The organism is Streptomyces sp. H27-H5 (assembly GCF_026627505.1).
Taxonomy (GTDB): domain Bacteria; phylum Actinomycetota; class Actinomycetes; order Streptomycetales; family Streptomycetaceae; genus Streptomyces.
Genome location: NZ_JAPNLK010000033.1, coordinates 56432 through 77943, shown reverse-complemented (window position 1 = coordinate 77943; position 21512 = coordinate 56432). Strand labels below are relative to the sequence as shown.

The following is a 21512-nucleotide window of genomic DNA, read 5'->3' as shown; positions in this document are numbered from 1 at the left end:
CATCGCACAGGGTGATGATCATCGGCTGCCCGGTACGCCCTCCCCGGTGTCGCCCGGCCGCGCCCCCCTTCCCTGCCCGGAGGACACGTTGCACAGCCCGCCCTCCCCGCACCACCCCACCCGCCGCACCGTCGTACGGGCGGGCGCCTGCGCCGCCGCCCTCGCGGTCGGGATCCCCGGCACCGCGGCCGGCGCCGCACCGCGCGTGGGCGCCCCCGGCGCACCCCTCGCGCCACCGGCGTCCCGGGCCGCCGCGCAGGCCCTGCCGCTGCGGGCCGACACCACCACCCAGGGCGACATCCTCGCGGGCTTCCGCAAGGACCACGTCTGCCTGCTCTTCGTCCACTTCCACCACGCGGGCCAGGCCCGCCGCTGGCTCGGCGGCCTGCTGCCCGACCTCTCCACGACCGATCAGGTCACCCGTTTCAACGCCGAGTTCAGCAGGGCGCGGACCCTGCGGGGCGGTGTGGACCCGGCCGGCATGGCCACCCTGTGGACCGGCCTGAGCCTCACCCACCCCGGTCTGCGCCTGCTCGCCGGCAAGGACCCCTTCCCCGCCGTCCCCGCCGGCGGTACCGCCGAGGCCTTCCGCGACGGGGCCGCCGCCCGCGCCGAGGCACTGGGCGACACGGGACCCAGCGCCCCCGACTCCTGGCTGTTCGGCGCGTCCGAGGACGACGTGCACGCCGTCCTCACCCTGGCCGCCGACGACTCCGGGCGACTGGCCGAGGCCGTCGACCGCCACCGCCGCTCGCTGGACGGCGCCGCCGCCACGGTCCTCTTCGGCCAGGACGGCGCCACGCTTCCCGGCGCGCTGCGCGGCCACGAGCACTTCGGCTTCCTCGACGCCATCAGCCAACCCGGAGTACGCGGCTTCGACGCGTCCGACGCCGCGAACCCCGCGACCGTCCAGGGCAAGCCCGGCACCCGGCTGGTGCCCGCCGGCGAGTTCCTGATCGGGCACGAACGCGTCGGGGCGCGTCCCGCCGGGCTCCCCGCGTGGGCCACCGGCGGCTCGTTCCACGTCGTACGGCGGCTCGCGCAGGACGTGCCCGGATGGTGGAACCAGGCCGCCGAGTGCCTCGCCGAACTGAAACGCTCCGGTGCCGCGCCGGCCGACGCCGACCCGAAGTGGCTCGCCGCCCGCATGATCGGCCGCTGGCCCGGTGGCGCACCGGTCGCCACCTGCCCCGTCGCCGAACGCGTCCCCCTTCCCGGCGAGGACATCGACGGCGCGCTCGACTTCCACGACGACCCGCAGGGTTGGACCACACCGCTGTTCTCGCACATCCGCAAGAGCAACCCGCGCGGGGGCCTCACCCCGGCCCCGGGACGTCCGCCCCTGCCCATCGCCCAACTCGACTCCCGCCGCATCATCCGGCGCGGCATCCCCTTCGGCCCGCCGCACCGGCCGGAGGGCGGATCCCGCGCGGAGGGCGGCGACGACACCGCGCGCGGCCTCCTGTTCGTCAGCCATCAGGCGGACCTCGTCGAGCAGTTCGAGTTCATCGCCAAACGCTGGGTCAACGACGTGGACTTCCCGCCGGCCCGCCACCCCGTCCCGGGCGCCGACCCGGTCATCGGCCCCGGCTCCCAGGCCGCGTTCGAATGCCCCTCCGAGAGCGGCAGCCGCGCCACCACGCTCTCCTTCCAGCGGTTCATCCGCACCGAGGGCGCCGTCTACGCCTTCACCGCCTCCCTCCCCACCCTGCGTGCCCTGGCCGCCGGCAGGCTCGACGACTCCATCGAGGTACACGCCGGCACCGTGCTGCGCGCCGGCGACACCCTGGACGCCGGCGCCGTCCGCCTGAGCATGGAGAGCAGCGGCGACCTGGTCCTGTACGACGGCGACGGCCGTTCCGTGTGGAGCGCGGGCACCTCGGGCACCGGAGCCGAGGCGCGGTTCACCGCCGACGGCGAACTCGCCGTCCTCACGGCGGCCGGCCGGTCCCTCTGGTCCTCCAAGACCACCGGCCACCGGGGCGCCCGCCTGCTGATCCGTCCCTCCGGCGGGGCGGTCATCGTCCAGGGGGACAAGACCCTGTGGCACGTGGGGTGAACACGGCCGGTCCGAGGGCGCGCGGGTGTCGGCCTGTACGGATGTGCCGCCCGGCGCGGGCGAACCGGCGGCCGGCCGGCGTTCGTCGGGACAGGTGTGAACGACATTGACGAGCGGTACGTCGCGGAACCCGGCCTCGTCGTCTTCGACGTGACGGGCGGCGAGGAGGCCACGGTCCGCGCGGCGGTGGTCGCGCTGGGCCGACTCTGCGCGACATCGGGGATGGGCCGCGTCACCTGCGAACCCGGCCGGCCCGGGGTGACGGCGCGCGGGTACGCGGACCTGCTGCGCCCCGGCGGCGGGTCACAGCCGTGGCGCGCCCCGCCCGGCGGGGCGCGCCACCCGGCCGCCCCGCGGAAAGTCGTGGCCGAAGGTTCCCGGCGAGGAGATCGTCCGGTCGCTAGCCTGGGCGGCATGACCGCCTCCGCCGGGAACGATCCCGCCTCCGCTCCCCGTCGCTACACCGTCGTGCTGCGCCCGGGACCCCGCCCGGAGGGCGGGACCGGGCGCGAGGGCATCCTGCGCACGGCCCTCGTGGACTCCACCGGTGAACTGGGCACGTCCGGTTACCCGCGCTACGAGGGCGAGGGAGTTCAGGCCGACATCGACCCCGAGACCCGCACGGTCGAGGCGGTCACCCTCGACGGTTCGGAGCTCCCCTACGGGTGGGTGGCCCAGGTCGCCGAGAACTGAGCCGCTCACGCGGACCTACGCGGTCCCGTCGCCCGGTTCGGCCATGCCCGCCTCGAACGCGACCACCGGACGCCAACCCAGGTCCCGGCGCAGCCGCGCCGAGTCGGCGGTGATGTGCCGGACGTCGCCCAACCGGTACTCGCCGGTGACGACGGGATCGGGGCCCGCGCAGGCGGCCGACAGCGCCTTCGCCATGTCGCCGACGGTACGGGGATCGCCGCTGCCCACGTTGTAGGCGACGAAGCCCGGGGCGTCCCGCACCGCCTCCAACGCCACGGCGTTGGCCGCCGCGACGTCCCGTACGTGCACGAAGTCCCGCCGCTGCCCGCCGTCCTCGAAGACGCGCGGGGCCTCCCCCCGCGCGAGTGCGGAACGGAAGAGCGCGGCGACTCCCGCGTACGGGGTGTCGCGCGGCATTCCCGGCCCGTAGACGTTGTGGTAGCGCAGCGAGACCACCCGACCGCCGGTGGCCCGTGCCCACGACGCCGCGAGGTGCTCCTGGGCCAGTTTGGTGGTGGCGTAGACGTTGCGGGGATCCATCGGGGCGTCCTCGGCGACCAGCCCGGGCGCGAGCTCGGCGCCACAGGCGGGGCAGCGCGGCTCGAACCTGCCGGCCCGCAGGTCCTCCTCGGCGCGCGGTCCCGGGCGGACGACCCCGTGGGCCGGGCACTCGTACCGGCCCTCGCCGTACACGACCATCGACCCGGCCAGCAGCAGCCGCCGCACCCCGGTCTCCGCCATCCGGGCCAACAGGACGGCCGTGCCGAGGTCGTTGGCCGACACGTAGGCGGGCGCGTCGCCGAAATCCTTGCCCAGCCCCACCTTGGCGGCCTGGTGGCAGACCGCGTCCACCCCGACGAGGGCCTCGCGCACCTGCGCCGAGTCCCGTACGTCCCTTCCGTTCTCCTCCGCCAGGTCGAAGACCACCGGGTCGTGCCCGCGTTCGGCCAGTGCGGAAACGATGTGCGAGCCGATGAAGCCCGCTCCTCCAGTCACAAGTACGCGCATGCCCCGACGCTATGCCGGGCGCGGTCCGCCCGGGCTCCCACCGGGCCGCACGTCACGGATCCGTAAGAACCGCCACCCGTCGCTCCGCGTGCGGAGTGGTTCCAGCGGCGGTATGAATTGATTCGTCCCATACGTGATCGGAGTGACTCGTGGACGACTACCCACTGCTCAATCTGTTCTGGACCATGCTCTGGCTCTTCATCTGGATCATGTGGTTCTTCCTGCTCTTCAAGGTGATCACGGACATCTTCCGCGACCACGAACTGCACGGCTGGGGCAAGGCGGGTTGGCTCATCCTGGTCCTCCTGCTGCCGTACATCGGCGTCTTCATCTACCTCATCGTCCGAGGCAAGGGCATGGGCAAGCGGGACGTCAAGCAGGCCGAGGCGCAGGAGCAGGCCTTCCGGCAGTACGTCCAGAAAGCGGCCGGGACGCCCGGTGGCAGCGGCGGCGCCGCGGACGAGCTCCACAAGCTCTCCACGCTCAAGGACAAGGGCGACATCACCCAGGAGGAGTTCGAGCGGGCGAAGGCGAAACTGCTGGCCTGACCCGATCCCGAACCGCCCCGGGCGGGGCCCCGGCACGGACACCGGAGCCGACCACGCCGCCACGATGCCACCGCGCGACCGAACCGCGCGGTGGCATTCGGCAGGTGTCCGGGCCGCCCCTCACCGGTCCGGGGCCAGGGCGGCGCCGAGCTGGGTGCGGGAACGGACGTCGAGCTTGCGGTATACGCGCGGCTGAGCATGCCCTCCACCGTCTTGACCGACAGGAACAACTGCTGGGCGGCCTCCTGATTGCTGGCGCCCCGGCAGATCAGACCCGCGAGCCGGAGTTCCGACGGGGTGAGTCCTCCCGCCCGCGACCCCTCGCCCGGCCGACCGCCGGGCAGCCGGTCCAGGAGGGCCGCGGTCACCTCCTGCCAGGGCCGGGCGCCGGTCGTCCCGTACAGCTCCGCCGCCTCCTCCCAGGCCGTGCGCGCCGCGGCCTGCCTGCGGCGCGCCCGCTCCACCCGGCCGCGGGCGAGGTGGGTGCGCGCCTCCTCCAGCGGCAGCCCCGCGCACCGGAACCCCGCAGCGGCCTCCCCGAGACGGGCCACGGCCTCGTCGGGCCGCCCCTCGCGGGCCAGCAGCACCCCGCGGGCCCGGACCAGATCGGCCACCGTGCCCGGCCCTCGCCCGCGGATCCCCGGGGTGGCCTCGGCCCCGGCCCACAGCAAGCCTCCCGATCCAGGCCACCGGCGGAACCGGGCCCTACCGCTGGGCCGCCGACGGACTCCCGGCGGGCCTGACCCTCGACACCGCGAAGGGCGTCGTCACGGGCACGCCCACCACCTGGGGGATGCGCACCAGCCGAATCACCCTCACCGACGCCGCCGGCCGTACCGCGACCACCGACATCACCTGGAACGTCTACTTCTGACCACCGCGGCCCGGGAGGGCCGGATCGTTCCTCCCGGGCCCTCCCGCAGGGGGCCGCGCCGTCACCGAGGAGGGGCGATGACGGCGCGGCCCTCCGTCCGTCCGGCCGTCACCCGCCGTCCCGCGGGCGGCGGCCGCTTCCGCGCGGGGCATCGACAGCGTCCGGCCGGGGCCAGGGCATCGGGACCGGCCCGGTGAAGAGGCCGTCGGGGAGTTCGCGCGAGCCGAGACACCCCAGCGCGGCGGCGACGGCGGCCTCGTGCCAGCGCGCCGACCGGCGGAGCATCGCGTGCCCGCCCTCGGGCATGACGATGCCCGCGGCCCGCGCCCCGGCGGCGCGGGCCCGCCGCACGTGGTCCCAGCTCGCCCGGGCCTCGGTGACCCGGTCCGCCTCGTCGTGCAGGAGCACCACCGACTTGCCCGCGAGCTGTGTCACCGGCTCACCGGGCGGGCACCACGGCGCGAGCCCGATCACCGCCCGCACCGAAGGGTCGACGGCCGCGCGCAACGCCGCCCGACCGCCCATGGAGTGGCCCACCAGCACCACGGGGACGGGCCCGGCGGTGCGGCGCAGCTCGTCCAGGGCGCGCAGGGTGTCCCGTACCGGATCCTCCCGGGCGCCGTTCCAACCTCGGTGGCGGTACCGCACCTCGGCGACCACCACGCGGTCCGGCCCGGTGGCCCGCACCAGCGCCCGGCTGAACGCCCTCATGCGCACGAGGGGCAGGTTGAGGGCGGGGGGCGCGGTCAACCCGTCGGCGCGGCCCCCGTGCAGCACGAGGATCGCCGCCGTCGGATGCGCCGGATTCCGCCGCAGGGACAGCGCCGACGGCAGCTCCCGGCCGGGCGCGGTGGGAACGTGGACCGACTCGGGGCTCATCGAGGACCTCCTTCCGGCGTTCATGCCCGCGCTTGCGACTCGTACCAGCTCACGGGTGTGGCCGGCATGTCGCTGCGCCCCTCCCGGGACGGCCGGACGGCGAGGATCTGGTCGACGCCCATGCGGCGCTCGGTGAACGCGAGCGAACTGCCGGCGAGGTACAGACGCCACACGCGGGCCGTGGTCTGGCCGACCAGCGCCTCGAAGTCCACCCACCGTTCCTCCAGGGTGTGGCGCCACGCGTCGATGGTCCGGGCGTAGTGCTCGCGCAGGGCCTCCACGGAACGCACCTCGAACCCCGCGTCCTCGATGAGGTCGACGGTGCGTCCGACAGGCCGCATGTGCATGTCGGGCGCGATGTAGGTCTCGATGAAGGCGCCGCCGCCGGGAGCGTTCAGACCGCGGGACATCTGCTGGATCAGCAGCCGTCCACCGGGTCGCAGCACTCCGTGCAGCAGGGACGTGAACTCGGGGTACTCGACGTCCCCCACGTGCTCGCCCATCTCGACGGCGCTGACGGCGTCGTAGCCCCCGTCGTCGATGTGACGCCAGTGCCGCAACTGCACCTCGACCAGATCGGACAGGCCCTCGCGCGCGACCCGGTCGGTCACGAAGTCGCGCTGAGCCCGGGACAGGGTCACGGCGGTGACCTGGGCCTTGTGGGCGCGTGCGGCGTGGACGGCGAGCGAACCCCAGCCGCAACCGACGTCGAGGAGGCGGGAGCCGGCCCGCAGGCCGACCTTGCGGCAGATCAGTTCCAGCTTGTCGTACTGGGCGTCGGCGGGTGTGTAGTCGGGGTCGTCGGGGCGGGACCAGTAGCCGCAGGAGTACGCCATGGACGGGTCCAACAGCAGGGCGTAGAACTCGTTGGACAGGTCGTAGTGGTGGCTGATGGCGGCCCGGTCACGGGTGGAACTGTGCAGCCTGCCGCTGAGGCGGGCCCGGGGGGCGTCCGGGGCGTGCGGCGGTATGCCGGCGACGCCCAGCCCCACGGCGAGCGCCGCGGCCCGGGCCCATCCCGTCGGGCCCGGCGTCGCGGTGCCGTGCTCGCGCACGGACTGCCAGGCGCGGCCGAGGCCGTCGGCCAGGTCCCCCTCGATGTCCAGGTCGCCGACGATGTAGGCCTCGGCCAGGCCGAGCTCGCCGGGCTGCCACAGCAGGCGGCGCAGGGCGTCGGGGGAGCGGAGCACGACCAGGGGGGCGTCCTCGGGGCCGGATTCGCTGCCGTCCCAGGCGCGCAGGCGCACCGGTGGGGGTCCGGCGAGGAAATGCCCGAGGAGTTCGGCCAGTCGGTCTGCCACGGGCCTCATCGAGGCTCCTTCCGCCAGAGGGACCCTCGTACACGGTTCGGGCACGAGGACACGGCCGCGCCGCCGGAGCGGGCGTACACAGGCACTTCGAGGCCGAGGCCGGGTCGGATTGGTCGCGGTCCCGCGCGCGCCGCATCCGGCCCGGCCCCGGGCGGTCGGGGAACCTACCGCCCGTCCGGGTCGCGTTCCGCCGCCTCGGCGACCCGTTTGACGATCGCCAGCCGTCGGTCCCAGTCGGCCGCGAGCGCGGCCATCCAGTGGGCCGTCGCGTTCAGCGCGGTCGGTCGGACCGTGTACCGCACCTCCCGCCCGACCCGGCGGCCGGAGACCAGCCCGGCGGCGTCCAGGACGGCGAGGTGTTTGACGACGGCCTGCCGTGACACGGGGAGCCCCGTGGCGAGCGTGGTCGCGGTGACCTCGCCCCGTTCGGCGAGGAGGTCGAGCAGCCGGCGCCGCGTCGGGTCGGCGAGCGCGGCGAGGACGCCGTCGACGGCGTCGCCGGCGCCCCGGTGCTCCTCCGTCACGCGGACGACTGTTCGGCGCGCTTCTTGAGCGCGTCGAACACCTGGGGCCAGCCGCCGGTGTTGTCCGCCACCGCCTTGCGGCGCAGTTCCTCCGACCCGGCCAGCGCGGAGAACCCGCTCTCGACCACGCGCAGCCGCGTCGCGTCGCCTTCGGGGGTCAACGTGAACTCGACGAGCGTGCTGTTCTCCTCGCGCGGCTCCTCCCCGGGGAACGCGCTGGCCCAGCGGTACGACACCCGGGTCGGCGGCTCGACCTCCTCGACCCGTACGGGGAAGTCGCCGTACTCGGCGCTCTTCGCCACCACGCGGGCTCCCGCTTCCGCCACGGCGCCGGTCCGGCCGGCCGCGTCGGACACCCAGAACCCGGGGTCGGCCACCAGCGACCACACCCGCTCCACGGATGCCTCGATGAGGATCTCGCGTTCGATTCGGTCCTCGCTCATGAGGTGCCTCCTTCATCGCTTCCAATGAGTGCAACTCCAGGGTTGCACGTGCGGGCTTCAGGTGCAACCGAACGGTTGCGTCATTCCGGCCCCAGCCCTGCCCGTCCGTACGGGTGGGCTCCGGGGTGTTCACTCGAATGGCCCTGCCCGGGTGGTCGTGGCGGTCGGGGAGGCGGATCGTCGGCCTCACGTCGCAATCGCCGGCGTGTCCATCTGCTCGGGGTGTTCGGCCAAGGAGGCTGTCATGGCGCAGACCGCGACCCCGTCCGGGGCGCCGACACCGGAACCTTCCCGCTGGAGTGAGCGGGGCGGTGGCGGTTACACGGGCTCGGGCGTCATGTTCGCCGGTGTCCTGCTCTTCGTCGACGGAGTGCTCGCCGTCCTGAACGGCATCGGGGCCCTCGCCAACGACGAGGTCTTCGCACGGGTGGGCAGCTACATCTACCGCTTCGACCTCACCGTGTGGGGCTGGATCCACCTGATCCTCGGCGTGATCCTGCTCGTCGCCGGTGTGGGGATCCTCAAGGGCGCCGCATGGGCGCGCGCCCTCGGTGTCGGACTCGCGGCCCTCAGCATCATCGTGAACTTCCTGTGGCTGCCGTACCAGCCCCTGTGGGCGATCATCATCATCGCCATCGACATCTTCATCATCTGGGCCCTGCTGAAGGAGCCGACCACCCACGCACACGCGTGACCTCCAAGCGACCGCACCCGCGGGTCCGACCCGCGGTGGTGGACGCCGCCCCCGGCCCTCGCCGGGGGCGGCATCGCCGCGTCCGGAGCCGACGTGCGGGAAGGCGTGAGCCCGAGCCGGTCGTGGTGACGGGGGTCACGTCGGGGCGAGGGAACGCGGCCGACTGGTTGAGCGTTCATATAGATGTGACCGCGGAGGGGGCAGCGTCCCTGACAGACCCCCGGCCACACCCCCGAGCCGCCCCGGCCGGTCACCCCCCAGACCGGCCGGGGCTTCCCCTTGCCCCGGCCCGTACCTGCCCGCGAACGCCGAACTGCCCCCTCCCTGGGGGAGGGGGCAGCGGAATGTCACGGTCGCCGGTGGGGACGCGCCGGGTGAGCGGGCGTCACCGGCGGGAGCGGGGTCAGTGCTTGACCGGCTCCAGGCAGAGGACGAACTTCTCCTGCTCCCACTGCTGCGCCAGGGCCGCCTCGCCCACGGTGCACGCGCCGGTGTCGAAGGTGTTCTCCACGACCTTCAGCACCTTGTAGTTGGCGTCCTTGTCGCTACAGCCCTTCGTCTCCACCTCGGGGCTGTTCTCGCTGCCCGTCACCTTGACGCAGTCGCCCGCCTCGGCGCGCACCGGCGAGTTGAAGAAGTACGAGATGCCGAACTTCACCACGATGGCGACGACGACGATGGCGACGAACCTCAGGAACTTCTTCGCTTTGGAACCCTTGGGCTTCGCGGCCTCGGGAGCGGGCGTGCCAGGGGTCGGGGGAGCGGTGTGCTCGCCCTGAGGCGACGGCGGAGTCGACATGGTGGGTCCTTCCAAGGGAACTTCTTCGAACGCGTGAACGTTACAGGCCGCGAAAACGGCAAATCAGGCGTCGAGGCAACCCGGGAGATCGGATGCCGAGTTGTGATGCGTCCATGGCGAAAACGTGATTGCCGCAGGTCGCTCCGGAGCCGCCGCGTACGCCCGAGCGGCCCCCGGGCGGAGCACTTCACCCACCCGCCCCGCGGGGAGCGGTCGACGGTCCCCGATGCCGACGCGCCGGCACTTCTTCGTGGTCAGGTGCGGGGAGAAGTTGTCGCAGACGATCGCGATCCGCACTGTCGGTTGGGATCCGGAACAGGCGCTGCCCCTCATCGCCTTCGATCCCGCGGACCCGTACTGGTTCTACCACCCACACAGCCTGGCAATTCCGTGCCGTCCGGACGTCCGAACGGCACGTCACACAACCTCAGGACGCGATGGCGAACTCCCTGCTCGCTTGCGCGAGGTCGGCAAGGAACTGACCACGGTCGAAGCCCTCGTTCTCGACCGTGCCCGGCGGCGGCGTATTCATGAAGCTGAAGTGACCAGCCCCCGGCACGACGCGAAGGTCGACCCGAGCCGGCGCACTCTTCAAACGGACGGCCTGCTCCACGGGTGTGACGGTGTCCATCTCCCCCGCAATGACGAGCATCGGCGCCGTCACCGCGTCCAAGGCGCCCGGAGCGGCAAACCAGCCCGTAGCGGGCGCGTACAAGACGAGACGGCCGACGCGTGGCTCGCGTGGGACATCCAGCGGTCTGCCGTCCCGCCCCCAGGGCGTCGCACCGGCGAGACAGAGGCCGGCCCAACCACCGATCGAGTGGCCGACCACCACAACGTCCGCGTCCTCGGACGCCCACCGCTGGAGTGCCTCGATCAGCCCAGCCGGGCGTGCAAGCAGCTCAGCGGTGGTCGCCTCCCGAGCGGCAAATCGCTCGAAGTAGGGCGCGATGACCTGGCAGTCATCGGCTGCCAGACGATCCAGGAGTGGGCGGTAACGCTCCGGATCGCCGCCTGCTCCAGCAGCGAAGAGCACGACACGCTCATGCTTCGGGGGGCCAAGCGTCAGCGCTTTCATCTCGCTCCTTCACCACGGGGCCGTTCCCCGAAGCCGGTCCGCGGGTCACTCCGTGCTCTGTTATGGCCTCAGATTAGCGCGCAGCAGATCGCTGCATCCGAACGCCGCATCGTGTCAGCAGGGGCAAAGATTCTCTGACATGGCACTAGGCGTCCTCGGGCTCCGGCAAGGCCTGTTCGGACCAGAGGACCTTGCCGTCGGGTGTGTACCGGGCTCCCCAGCGACGGCTGATCTGGGCCACGAGGAAGAGTCCGCGGCCACCCTCGTCCGTGGTGGTGGCGTAGTGCAGACGGGGTGAACTGCTGCTGCCGTCGAAGACCTCGCAGGTCAGCATCCGGTCGAACAGCAGCCGCACGCGCACCGGCGCGGAGCCGTGGCGGATCGCGTTCGTGACGAGTTCACTGAGGACCAGTTCGGTGCCGAACGCCAGCTCGGACAGGCCCCATTCCTCCAGCTTCCGCACGGCATGTGCCCGCATGGCGCCGACCGAACTCGGTTCGAAGGGCACCTCCCACTCGGCGATCCGGTCCGCCGGCAGCGCCGATGTCCGCGCGACCAACAGCGCCACGTCGTCGCGGGAGCGCACGGGCAGGAGTTGCGCGAGAACGGCCCGGCAGGTGTCCTCGGGCTTGCGGTCCGCGTGGGCGAGCGCCGCCCGCAGCAGATCGAGACCCTCGTCGATGTCGCGGGCGCGGTCCTCGATCAGCCCGTCGGTGTACAGCACCAGCTGGGAGCCTTCCGGCAGTTCCAACTCCGTCGATTCGAACGGGAAGCCGCCCAGTCCCAGGGGTGCGCCGGCGGGGAGCTCGGGGATCTCCACGCTGCCGTCGGGTCGCACGATCGCCGGGGGCACGTGCCCGGCGCGCGCCACGGTGCAGCGCTGCGTCACCGCGTCGTAGACGGCGTACAGGCAGGTGGCCCCGAGCAGGCCGCCGTCGGATCCGCCGTCCCCGCCCTGGTCGATGTACTGGACGAGGTCGTCGAGCCGGCTGAGGAGTTCGTCGGGGGGCAGGTCCAGCGAGGAGAAGTTGAGCACGGCCGTGCGCAGTCGTCCCATGGCCGCCGCCGCGTGCAACCCGTGGCCGACGACGTCGCCGACGACGAGCGCGACCCTGCTGCCGGGCAGCGGGATCACGTCGAACCAGTCGCCGCCCACCCCGGACTGCGCCGGCAGGTAGAAGTGGGCCACCTCGACGCCACTCTGCTCCGGCAGGTCGCGCGGCAGCAGACTGCGCTGGAGGGTCACGGCCAAGGCGTGCTCGCGGGTGTAGCGGCGGGCGTTGTCGATGGTGACACCGGCCCGGGCCACGAGTTCCTCAGCGAGCGACAGGTCCTCCTCGTCGAAGGGTTCGTCCTTCCGCGACCGCCAGAAGTTGACCAGGCCCAGTACCGCGCCCCGCGCCTTGAGGGGGGCCGTGATCAGGGAGTGGACGCCGTAGTCGAGGATGGCCTGTGCCCGCTCCGGGTCCTGTGCGTACCAGCCCGGAGCGTCGGCCAGATCGGGGATCAGCTCGGCCCGTCCGGTGGTGAGACCGCGGGCCTGGGGCGTGGACGGCCGGAAGTCGATCAGCCTGCCCCGCGGGTAGAGCGGCACGTCGTCGGCGATGCCGCTGAAACCGGTGCGGAGCAGGTCGGGCGCCGTGCTGTTGGGCTCGTCCCCGTGCAGGACGGCTTCCGCCAGTTCGACGGTCGCGAAGTCCGCGAACCGCGGAACGGCCACGTCGGCCAGTTCCTGGGCCGTCCGCCCCACGTCGAGGGTGGTGCCGACGCCGACCCCGGCGTCGTACAGCAGCCTCAGCCGTCGCCGGGCCGCGTCGGCGCGGGTGCTGAGGACGCGCATCTCGGTGGAGTCCCGGATGGTGACCGCCGCGCCCTCGGGCCCGCCGCCGGGCCGCGTCGGCCGTTGGTTGATCACCAGGAGTCGTTCCCCGGCCTCGTGCACCTCGTCGGTGGCGACCCGGCCGGACAGCAGCAGGTCGCACACGGTCCGGTCGAGCCCGGAGAGGTTCCCGATGTACTGGCCCTCGGCGTCGGCCGGTAGTTTCAGCAGCCGTTTCGCCTCGTCGTTCGCGAGGAGCAACCGTCCGCCGCCGTCGGTGATGAGCACCCCCTCCCGGACCGAGTGGAGCACCGCGTCGTGGTGCTCGTACATGCGGGTCATTTCCTCGGGGCCGAGCCCGTGCGTCTGGCGGCGCAGTCGCCTGCTGATGAGCCACGCGCCCACGGTGGCCAGGGCGAGTCCGGCCGCGCTGGCGCCGAGGATGACGGGGAGCTGGCGGTCGACGACTCCGGACACGTTCTTCACGGTGAGCCCGGCCGACACCAGTCCCGTGACCTTGCCGTCGCAGTAGACCGGCACGATGGCCTGGATCTCCTTGCCGAGAGGGCCCTGCACGCTCTCGGTGTGCACCTCGCCGGCCAGGGAGGGCTCGATGGTGCCCACGAACCGCTTGCCGATACGGTCGGGCAGCGGATGGCTGTAGCGGATCCCCTCGGTGTCCATCACGACGATGAAGTCCACCCCGGCGTCCTTGCGCGTGGACTCGGCGAGTGGCTGGAGGGTTTTGGCGGGGTCGGACGACCGCAGCGCGGCGCACATCCCGGTCGAATGGGCGACCGTCTGCGCGACCGACACCGAGCGGGTGCGGGCCTCACGGTCGACGTCGTGGCGGGACTGGAGCACCAGCGCCAGGACCGCTCCGGCCGCGAGCAGCACCACGATCGCCACCTGAAGGACGAATACCTGTCGGGCGACGCTTCGCGGCCGATTCCGGCTCAGTGACCGCACCGACGTCCCCGGCACGGGTTGCAAGGATGGGTCACAGACTATTTGTAGCACCGCATGGCCGTCGGGGTCGTGATTCGCGCCGTTCTCTCGGCCGACGGGGCGGTTCAGGGGGCCGGGGCGGCGCCGGTCGAGCGGGGCGCGGGGCCGGTCGGGAAGGCGCCGGAGGCGGCCACGGGCCCCTCACGTGGCCTCACGCGACACGCTGTCCCGGCGCAGGCACATCGAGTCACCGCGACCCTCTCGCCCGGTCACGGGCCGGCGGAGAGGCCGATCGGAGGGGCCGATCGGTAGAGCCGGACGTGCCCGGGGCCCGTGGTCGCCGCACCCGCGGCACGCCCCCGGCACGTGGCGCGTGACCGGCCGGACCCAACCCCCACCCCGACCCCCGTCAGGCTCCGGAGGCGAGGGCCGCGAGCTCCCCGTCGAGTTTGTCGCCCTCCGCTCCGGCGCCCTTGTAGAGCACCTCGCCGTCCTCGTCGAGCAGCACGTACGTGTTGATGCCCTCGGCGTGGAAGCGGTCCCGCAGGGCGTGGCCGACGTCGGAGAGGTGCGGGAGGCGGCCCGCTCCGGCCGGGGCGGCGAAGCCCTGGAGTCCGTTGCCCGTGCCCGGTTCCGCGACGGCCACCACGTGGACGCGCCCGACGTAGCGGTCGGCCTTGGCCGCGGTCTCGAAGGCCTGGGCCGGGCATTCGGCGCACGCGGCCCCGTAGAACCAAAACAGCACCGGCTTGCCCGCGAGCGCCGCTCCGTTGAACACCGCGCCGTCCAGGGTCTTGGCGGTGAAGCGCAGATGGGAGGGGGCTGCCTGACGGCCGGGGGCCGGTGCGCCGGCGGCCCCCCGGGTGGCGGGGTCCGCCCCGTCGGACGAGCAGCCGGTCAGCGGCAGGCCCAGTGCGAGGAGCAGGACGGCGGCGACACGAGAACGCATGGCACTCTCCCGGGCGGGACCGGACCGTACGCCGACGGTCGCAGCGAAGGGGACCGGTCTGTCGCGCCGGTGCTCCCCGGACGCAAGGGAATCTACGGCCAGTCAGATGATCGGACGGGAGGCGGCGCGCTGCGAGCGGCTGCTTCACCCCGACAGCCCATCCGGCCACGCCCCTCGGCCCATCCCGCCCACGCCCCTCGGCCCGCCCCGGCCGCGCCCCCGGCGCGCCCCGCGATCGCCTTCCCGCGCCGCCAAGTGACTCGTGCGTACTGCACACCCGATCGGTGACAGCGGCGACTGTCGGGGCCGTCGCTCCGCGTGACACCTTCGTTCCTGTCACCGACCGAGGGAGCAGGAGTGAACAAGGGGTACGCCGCGTTCTGCGACGCCGACCGTTGGTTCTACGACGCCCCGTACCGACGGGCCGACGAGAACTACGGCCCGGCCCTCGCTCCCGTGCCGACCGGGTGGCGTTCGCACCGCACCGGCGACTGGTACGCGCTGCGCCCCCTCGGTGTCGAACTCCCCTTCCAGGGCTGGAAGATCCACGTTTCCGCCCGGCTGGACAACGCCGAGTCGATCCTCGACCGCGTCCACGCCTACTGCGTGCCCCGGCGCATCGCCTTCAAGTTCGTGCCGAGCCGCCACCTGCTGCACATACGCAACGCCAAGTACGCCGACCGCGCGGCCAGCGGGAAGTTCATCACCGTGTACCCGGCCGACCAGGAGCAGTGCCGGCGCATCGCCGAGGACCTCGACGCCCTGCTGACCGGCGAGCCCGGACCGTACATCCTCAGCGATCTGCGCTGGGGCGCCGGACCGGTCCACCTGCGCTACGGCAGCTTCACCCTGCGGCACTGCTACGACGCGCGGGGCGAACTCGTGCCGGCGATCGAGACCCCCGACGGTCGACTCGTCCCCGACCCCCGCGGGCCGTCGTTCCAACCGCCCGAGTGGGTCGACCTCCCGGCGTTCCTGAAGCCGCACCTCGACGCGCGTTCGGCCGTGACGCTCACCGACGTGCCCTACACCATCGAGCGCGCGCTCCACTTCTCCAACGGAGGCGGCGTCTACGCCGGCACGGACAGCCGCACCGGCGAACCGGTGGTGCTGAAGGAGGCCCGCCCCCATGCGGGACTCGCCGCCGACGGAGCCGACGCCGTGGCCCGGCTGCACCGCGAGCGGACCGCCCTGGAACGGCTGGAGGGCCTGGACTGCGTCCCGTCCGTCCGCGGCACCTTCACCGTCGGCGACCACCACTTCCTCGTCCTCCAGTACCTGGAGGGCAAGCCGCTCAACACGTACTTCGCCCGCCGCCACCCCCTGATCGAGGCGGAACCGGACCCGGAGGAGCTCGCCTCGTACACCCGGTGGGCGCTGACGATCCACCGGCGGGTGACGGAGGCCGTGGAGGCCGTGCACGCCCGCGGGGTCGTCTTCAACGACCTGCACCTGTTCAACATCATGGTGGCGGAGGACGAGGACGGCGAACCCTCCGTGGCGCTCCTGGACTTCGAGGCCGCCGCCCACGTCGACGAAGGGCTGCGGCAGACCGTCGCCAACCCGGCGTTCGTCGCCCCCGCCGGACGACGTGGCTTCTCCGTCGACCGCTACGCCCTCGCCTGCCTCAGACTCGCCCTGTTCCTGCCACTGACCAGCCTGTTCGTACTGGACCGGGCGAAGGCCGCGCACCTGGCCGACATCGCCGCCGAACAGTTCCCCGTACCGAGGGCCTTCCTCGACGAGGCCGTGGAGGAGATCCTCTACGACCCGCCGCCCGGCGAGCCCGGCCATCGCCCGACCGTGCCCACCGGCCCGTACCTGCCCGTCGAACCGGGGGACTGGTCCCGCGCCCGCGCGTCCATGACGGCCGCCCTGCGCGCCTCGGCCACCCTGGACCGCGAGGACAGGCTCTTCCCCGGCGACATCGCCCAGTTCGCCGCGGCCGGCGGCGGAATCGGCTTCGGACACGGCGCCGCGGGCGTCCTCTACGCCCTTGCCGAGACCGGCGCCGAACCCTGGCCCGAGGCCGAGAAGTGGCTGCTCAAACGGACAGAGGAGCCGGACTCCGGCACACCCCTCGGCTTCTACGACGGCCTCGCCGGCACCGCCTGGACCCTCGACCGGCTCGGGCACCGTGAACGCGCCCTCGCCCTCGCCGAACAGCTGCTGCGCCAGCCGTGGCAGACCGTAGGCCCCGACCTGCACAGCGGCCTCGCCGGAGTCGGCCTCGCACTGGACGCCCTGGGCACCACGACCGGGGAGAGCGCCCTGCACGACGCCGCCCTGCGCTGCGCCGAACTGGTCGCCCGCTCCGCCCCCGACCTCACCCGGGCGGGACTGCTGTACGGCAACGCCGGTCCCGCCCTGCTCTTCCTGCGCCTGTACGAACGCACCGGCGACACGGAACTCCTGGCGCGAGCCGGACAGGCCCTGCACCGCGACCTCGACCGCTGCGTGACCAGCGCGTTCGGCACCCTCCAGGTCAACGAGGGCTGGCGGACCATGCCCTACCTGGGCGAGGGCAGCGCCGGCATCGGCATGGTGCTCGACGACTGGCTGGAGCACGGGGCCGACCCGCGCTTCGAGGAGGCCCGGCGCGGCATCGTGGCGGCCGCCCAGGCCACCTTCTACGCCCAGCCCGGACTCTTCCGCGGCGCGGCCGGCATGATCCTGCACCTCGCCCGGACCACGACCCCCGGACCGGGGACGCGGCCCGACGACATCGCGCGGCAGATCGACGCCCTCGCCCGGCACGCCGTCCCCTACCAAGGCCAACTGGCCTTCCCCGGCGAGCAGATGATGCGCCTGTCCATGGACCTGTCCACGGGCACGGCCGGCGCTCTCCTCGCCCTCGGCAGCGCCGTGCCCGGCGGGCGCGCGCACCTGCCGTTCCTTCCGCCGCTGCGCGACACCGCGGCGGCCCCCAAGCCGGTCCCGCAAGGGGCCGTGACCCATCGGTACATCCCCGGAGAAGAAGAGGAACTGACATGACGCTTCTTGACCTGCAGTCGATGGAAACCCCCAAGGAAGAGATCACCGAGGCCGCGATGACGGGCGGCGGAAGCCGCGCGAGCCTGCTGCTCTGCGGAGACAGCAGCCTGAGCGTCACGACCTGTAACTAACCAGGTCGTCAGGCCTGTACGGGGCTCGGACGGTTCGCCGTCCGGGCCCCGACCCACCTCTCAGGAGCCGCCGCGGATGACCCCGCACGACGACCCGCCGGAACCGGCCGTCCTCACCCACGAGCGCTCCCGGGGCAACGCGACCCCCACGGGCCCCGAGGACCCCCGCTCCGCCGATCGCGCGCTCCGCGACGCCGCCCGCCACAGCACCGGACGGGCGACCGCCGTGCTCGGATGCGCGACCGCCGCCTCCGTCGCCGCCCTCGCCGAACCCGCTCTGCTCGGCCTCACCCTCGACCTCCTGCTCCGCCGCGATCCGGCAGCCCCGTACTGGACCCTGCTGTGCGCCGCCGTCATCGTGGCCGAGGTGCTCCTGGACGCCGCCACGACCCGGCTCACCGGCGCGGTGGACGCCCGCTCCACGGCCTGGCTGCGCCGGCTGGGACTCTCCCGGCTGCTGCGCACCGCGCCCCACCGGGCCGCCCGGCTCGCCCCCGGCGAGATCGCGGCGCGACTGACCGCGCACGCCACCGAGGCCGGCACCGTACCGGCCACCCTCGCGACCGGGATCGCCGCGCTGCTGCCCCCGGTCGGGGGACTCGTCGCGCTGTTCGTCATCGACCCCTGGACCGCACTGGCCTTCGTCGCCGGCCTGCCCCCGCTCGTCCTCCTGCTGAGGGCCTTCGCCCGAGACTCCTCCACCATCGTCTCCCGCTACCAGCGGGCCCAACTCGCGACCGCCGGCCGGCTCGTCGAGGCCCTGGCCGGGGCGCGCACCATTGCCGCCGCCGGCACCGCCGCCCGGGAACGCGCCCGGATCCTCGCCCGACTGCCCGACCTCGACGCCGAGGGGCGCCGGATGTGGCAGGTCTACGGCGCGACGATGGCCCGCACCACCGCCCTGATGCCGCTCCTGCTGTACGTCGTCCTCGGCGTGGGCGGCATCCGCCTGTCCGCCGGCGCGCTCGACGTCGGGGAACTCCTCGCCGCCGTGCGCTACGCCGGCCTCGCCGCCGGCATCGGGGCCGTCACCAGCAAGCTCAGCGCCGCCGTGCGCGGCCGGGCCGCCGCCCGCCGCACCGCCGAACTCTTCGACCTGCCCGCCCTGGAACACGGCGACCGGCAGCTGCCCGACGGCGGCACCGGCACCCTGGAACTGCGTGGCGTACGCGTGACGCGCGACGGAACCGCGGTGCTGCGCGACATCGACCTGCTCGTCCCGGGCGGGACCACGGCGGCTGTCGTGGGCGGCTCGGGCTCCGGCAAGACGCTGCTCGCCGCCGTCGCCGGACGACTCACGGACCCCGACAGCGGGCAGGTGCTGCTGGACGGTGTCCCGTTGCGGGAACTGACCGCCGAAGCCCTGCGCCGCGACGTCGGGCACGCCTTCCATCGGCCGGCGCTGCTCGGTGACAGCGTCGGCGACGCCATCGCGTTCGGCGCCGGTCCGACGCCGGATCCTGAAGCGGTGCGCGGGGCCGCCCGGGCGGCCGGAGCGGACCTGTTCGTACGACGCCTGCCCCGGGGGTACGACACACCGGTGGCCGAGGCCCCCATGTCGGGCGGGGAAGTCCAACGCCTGGGCCTGGCCCGGGCGTTCTGCTGCGCCGGCCGACTGCTGATCCTCGACGACGCCACCTCCAGCCTCGACACGGTCACCGCCCGCGAGGTCGAGCGGGCCGTCGCGGAACAGGTCCGGGCAGGCACCCGGATCGTCGTCGCGCACCGGATCTCCTCGGCCGCCCGGGCCGACCTCGTGGTGTGGCTGGAGGACGGGCGCGTTCGGGCCACCGGCCCGCACGTCGAGTTGTGGCGCGATCCGGACTACCGGGCCGTGTTCGCGGCGGGCGCGCGCCCGGATCCCGCGCCGGAGCCCGGACCCGATCCGGAGCCCGCCCGCACCGCGGACCCGAGCGGTCAGGGGGCGGCCCGGTGAACGAGCACGGCACCTGGCGGCGGGTGAGCCCCGACGCGCGCCGCTTCCTGCGCGGCCGCACCCCCGCCCTGGCGCGACTCGGGGGCTGGTCGCTCCTGGAGTCCGCCCACACCTTCCTCACCGGCTACGGCGTGGCCCGCGCCCTCGACGACGGCTTCCTCGCCGGCCGCACCGGGGTCGGCCTGGGCTGGCTCGTCGTCGCCGGACTCGGCGCCCTGCTCGGCGCCTTCGCGCTGCGCGGGGTCTTCGCCGCCCTCGCCGACCTGGTGGAACCGCTGCGCGACGGACTCGTGCGCAGGGCCGTGCGACACGCCCTCGACCGGGCCGTGGCCGACCCGTCCCGCGCCGCGGACGCCGGTGCCGTCTCCCGGCTCACCCAGCAGACGGAGATGGCCCGCGACTCCTTCGCGGGGATCGTCCTCACGGCCCGTTCGTTCGTCTTCACGGCCGTCGGCGCGCTGGCCGGCATGGCGGCCCTCGCCCCCGTGCTGCTGCTCGTCGTGCTGCCCCCGCTGCTGCTGGGCCTCGGCCTCTTCCTCGCCACGCTGCGCCCCATGGCCGGCGTGCAACGCGACTCCCTCGACACCGACGAGGCGCTGTCCCGCGGGGTGGGCGCGGTCAGCGAGGGGCTGCGCGACATCGTGGCCTGCGGCGGGGGAGCGAGCGCGGCCTCCGGGGTGGAGACCCTGATCGGGGCACAGGAGCGGCTGACCCGCCGCCTCGCCCGGTGGGCGGCCGTGCGTACCGTCGCCCTCGGGGCGGCGGGCCGGCTGCCGGTGATCGCCCTGCTGGTGGCGGCCCCGTGGCTGCTGGACCGGGGGGTGACCGCCGGGACCCTGGTGGGCGCCCTCACCTACCTCGTACAGGCGCTGCTGCCCGCCCTGCACGCCCTGATGACGGCCCTGGGATCCGCCGGCACCCGGCTGCTGGTGGTCCTGGAGCGCTTCTGCGAGCCCGAGCCCGAGCCCGAGCCCGAGCCCGAGGCAGCGCCCGAGGCCGAGCCCGGACCCACCCCCGCCCCCGACCCGAGGCCGTCGCGTTCCCCCGCGCCCGTTGCGCCCGTACCGGCGCCCGCGGCGCCGTCCGTCCCGCCGGCCGCCGCGGAGCTGCGCGGCGTGACCTTCGCCTACGGCCCCCGGGCGGCCCCCGTACTGGAGGACCTCGACCTGGTCGTCCGCCCGGGCGAGCACCTCGCCGTCGTCGGCCCGAGCGGCATCGGCAAGTCGACGCTCACCGCGCTGCTCGCCGGGCTGCTCAGCCCCGACCGGGGCACGGTCCTGGTCGCCGGGGCGGCCGCACGCGGAGGGCGGGACGCCTCGGAGCCGGATCCGCGCCGCACACTGCTGCCCCAGCAGGCCTACGTCTTCACCGGCACCGTCCGGGAGAACCTGACCCACCTGTGCCCCGGAGCGCGTCCACCCGACGACGCCCGGGTGCGCGAGGCGGTCGCCGCCCTGGGCGTGGGCGGCCTCGTCGAGCGGCTCGGCGGCCTGGACGGGGCCGTCGTGCCGCAGCGGCTGTCCCAGGGCGAATGCCAGCAGCTCGCCCTGGCCGCCGCCCACCTCTCGCCCGCTCCGCTGCTGCTGCTCGACGAGGCCACCTGTCATCTGGACCCGCGCACCGAGGCACGCGCCGAAGAGGCCCTCGCCGCCCGCCCGGGCACCCTCGTCGTGGTGGCCCACCGGATCTCGTCGGCGGTCCGGGCCGACCGGGTCCTCGTGCTGGACGGGACCCGGGCGGTGTGCGGCACGCACGAGGAACTCCCGGCCCGATCACCCCTGTACCGGGACCTGGTGGGGCTCTGGAACGCCACCGGGGAGGACTGA

At 73.8% G+C, this 21512-nt stretch carries 18 protein-coding genes; 9 read left to right on the top strand and 9 right to left on the bottom strand.

Features of this window, described 5'->3' with window-relative positions; all coding sequences use genetic code 11:
- The first annotated feature begins 88 nt into the window (after positions 1–88).
- Positions 89–2059, top strand: coding sequence for a peroxidase (locus tag OTB19_RS18315; protein ID WP_267799343.1), 1971 nt, complete (start codon positions 89–91; stop codon positions 2057–2059).
- Between the two features lie 96 nt (positions 2060–2155).
- Positions 2156–2752, top strand: a complete 597-nt coding sequence (locus tag OTB19_RS43660) for a DUF6207 family protein (protein ID WP_420716853.1) — start codon at positions 2156–2158, stop codon at positions 2750–2752.
- Positions 2753–2767: 15 nt separating this feature from the next.
- Here OTB19_RS43660 and OTB19_RS18300 read toward each other — a convergent pair whose 3' ends face one another.
- Complete coding sequence (locus OTB19_RS18300) at positions 2768–3760, bottom strand: NAD-dependent epimerase/dehydratase family protein (RefSeq protein ID WP_267799342.1); 993 nt, start codon at positions 3758–3760, stop codon at positions 2768–2770.
- A gap of 149 nt (positions 3761–3909) precedes the next feature.
- Between OTB19_RS18300 and OTB19_RS18295 the strand changes: the two genes are divergently transcribed.
- Together OTB19_RS18295 and OTB19_RS43655 are read left to right on the top strand one after the other, a co-directional pair.
- Positions 3910–4308 (top strand): SHOCT domain-containing protein, encoded by a 399-nt coding sequence (locus OTB19_RS18295; RefSeq protein WP_267799341.1) that lies wholly within the window; start codon positions 3910–3912, stop codon positions 4306–4308.
- 679 nt (positions 4309–4987) lie between these two features.
- Positions 4988–5182 carry a putative Ig domain-containing protein gene (locus tag OTB19_RS43655; RefSeq protein ID WP_420716855.1) on the top strand — a complete coding sequence of 65 codons (195 nt, stop codon included), beginning with the start codon at positions 4988–4990 and terminating at the stop codon, positions 5180–5182.
- Positions 5183–5290: 108 nt separating this feature from the next.
- Here OTB19_RS43655 and OTB19_RS18290 read toward each other — a convergent pair whose 3' ends face one another.
- The 4 genes from OTB19_RS18290 to OTB19_RS18275 form a co-directional block, all read right to left on the bottom strand.
- Positions 5291–6061: an alpha/beta hydrolase gene (locus OTB19_RS18290; protein WP_267799340.1), complete on the bottom strand. Its 771-nt coding sequence runs from the start codon at positions 6059–6061 to the stop codon at positions 5291–5293.
- Positions 6062–6081: 20 nt separating this feature from the next.
- Positions 6082–7371 carry an SAM-dependent methyltransferase gene (locus OTB19_RS18285; RefSeq protein ID WP_267799339.1) on the bottom strand — a complete coding sequence of 430 codons (1290 nt, stop codon included), beginning with the start codon at positions 7369–7371 and terminating at the stop codon, positions 6082–6084.
- 164 nt (positions 7372–7535) lie between these two features.
- Positions 7536–7895 carry an ArsR/SmtB family transcription factor gene (locus tag OTB19_RS18280; RefSeq protein ID WP_267799338.1) on the bottom strand — a complete coding sequence of 120 codons (360 nt, stop codon included), beginning with the start codon at positions 7893–7895 and terminating at the stop codon, positions 7536–7538.
- Complete coding sequence (locus OTB19_RS18275) at positions 7892–8338, bottom strand: SRPBCC domain-containing protein (RefSeq protein WP_267799337.1); 447 nt, start codon at positions 8336–8338, stop codon at positions 7892–7894. Before OTB19_RS18275 ends, OTB19_RS18280 begins: the two co-directional genes overlap by 4 nt.
- A gap of 244 nt (positions 8339–8582) precedes the next feature.
- Here OTB19_RS18275 and OTB19_RS18270 point away from each other — a divergent pair, with 244 nt between their 5' ends.
- Positions 8583–9032 (top strand): DUF7144 family membrane protein, encoded by a 450-nt coding sequence (locus tag OTB19_RS18270; RefSeq protein WP_267799336.1) that lies wholly within the window; start codon positions 8583–8585, stop codon positions 9030–9032.
- Positions 9033–9435: 403 nt separating this feature from the next.
- On the opposite strand, the gene OTB19_RS18265 is transcribed toward OTB19_RS18270, so the two are convergent.
- From OTB19_RS18265 to OTB19_RS18250, 4 genes are all read right to left on the bottom strand, one after another.
- Positions 9436–9831 carry an LppU/SCO3897 family protein gene (locus OTB19_RS18265; protein ID WP_267799335.1) on the bottom strand — a complete coding sequence of 132 codons (396 nt, stop codon included), beginning with the start codon at positions 9829–9831 and terminating at the stop codon, positions 9436–9438.
- A gap of 427 nt (positions 9832–10258) precedes the next feature.
- Complete coding sequence (locus OTB19_RS18260) at positions 10259–10909, bottom strand: alpha/beta hydrolase family protein (protein WP_267799334.1); 651 nt, start codon at positions 10907–10909, stop codon at positions 10259–10261.
- A gap of 145 nt (positions 10910–11054) precedes the next feature.
- Entirely contained in the window at positions 11055–13697 is a 2643-nt protein-coding gene (locus tag OTB19_RS18255; RefSeq protein ID WP_267828940.1) for a SpoIIE family protein phosphatase/ATP-binding protein, read from the bottom strand.
- A 388-nt stretch (positions 13698–14085) separates the two neighbouring features.
- Positions 14086–14625, bottom strand: coding sequence for a TlpA family protein disulfide reductase (locus OTB19_RS18250; RefSeq protein ID WP_267799332.1), 540 nt, complete (start codon positions 14623–14625; stop codon positions 14086–14088).
- Positions 14626–14982: 357 nt separating this feature from the next.
- On the opposite strand from OTB19_RS18250, the gene lanKC reads away from it, so the two are divergent.
- The 4 genes from lanKC (at position 14983) to OTB19_RS18230 (ending at position 21512) form a co-directional block, all read left to right on the top strand.
- Positions 14983–17619: a class III lanthionine synthetase LanKC gene (lanKC, locus tag OTB19_RS18245; protein ID WP_267799331.1), complete on the top strand. Its 2637-nt coding sequence runs from the start codon at positions 14983–14985 to the stop codon at positions 17617–17619.
- Positions 17616–17750 carry a SapB/AmfS family lanthipeptide gene (locus tag OTB19_RS18240; RefSeq protein WP_267799330.1) on the top strand — a complete coding sequence of 45 codons (135 nt, stop codon included), beginning with the start codon at positions 17616–17618 and terminating at the stop codon, positions 17748–17750. Before lanKC ends, OTB19_RS18240 begins: the two co-directional genes overlap by 4 nt.
- A gap of 76 nt (positions 17751–17826) precedes the next feature.
- The gene (locus OTB19_RS18235) at positions 17827–19686 is read left to right on the top strand and encodes an ABC transporter ATP-binding protein (RefSeq protein ID WP_267799329.1); all 1860 of its coding nucleotides are present in this window, start codon (positions 17827–17829) and stop codon (positions 19684–19686) included.
- The gene (locus OTB19_RS18230; RefSeq protein ID WP_324290528.1) at positions 19683–21512 is read left to right on the top strand and encodes an ABC transporter ATP-binding protein; all 1830 of its coding nucleotides are present in this window, start codon (positions 19683–19685) and stop codon (positions 21510–21512) included. Before OTB19_RS18235 ends, OTB19_RS18230 begins: the two co-directional genes overlap by 4 nt.

Bases quoted from the DNA above. Each gene is read 5' to 3' on its own strand.
- OTB19_RS18300 (WP_267799342.1), bottom strand. From the start codon at position 3,760: ATGCGCGTACTTGTGACTGGAGGAGCGGGCTTCATCGGCTCGCACATC.
- OTB19_RS18290 (WP_267799340.1), bottom strand. From the start codon at position 6,061: ATGAGCCCCGAGTCGGTCCACGTTCCCACCGCGCCCGGCCGGGAGCTG.
- OTB19_RS18285 (WP_267799339.1), bottom strand. From the start codon at position 7,371: ATGAGGCCCGTGGCAGACCGACTGGCCGAACTCCTCGGGCATTTCCTC.
- OTB19_RS18275 (WP_267799337.1), bottom strand. From the start codon at position 8,338: ATGAGCGAGGACCGAATCGAACGCGAGATCCTCATCGAGGCATCCGTG.
- OTB19_RS18270 (WP_267799336.1), top strand. From the start codon at position 8,583: ATGGCGCAGACCGCGACCCCGTCCGGGGCGCCGACACCGGAACCTTCC.
- OTB19_RS18265 (WP_267799335.1), bottom strand. From the start codon at position 9,831: ATGTCGACTCCGCCGTCGCCTCAGGGCGAGCACACCGCTCCCCCGACC.
- OTB19_RS18260 (WP_267799334.1), bottom strand. From the start codon at position 10,909: ATGAAAGCGCTGACGCTTGGCCCCCCGAAGCATGAGCGTGTCGTGCTC.
- OTB19_RS18250 (WP_267799332.1), bottom strand. From the start codon at position 14,625: ATGCGTTCTCGTGTCGCCGCCGTCCTGCTCCTCGCACTGGGCCTGCCG.
- OTB19_RS18240 (WP_267799330.1), top strand. From the start codon at position 17,616: ATGACGCTTCTTGACCTGCAGTCGATGGAAACCCCCAAGGAAGAGATC.
- OTB19_RS18235 (WP_267799329.1), top strand. From the start codon at position 17,827: ATGACCCCGCACGACGACCCGCCGGAACCGGCCGTCCTCACCCACGAG.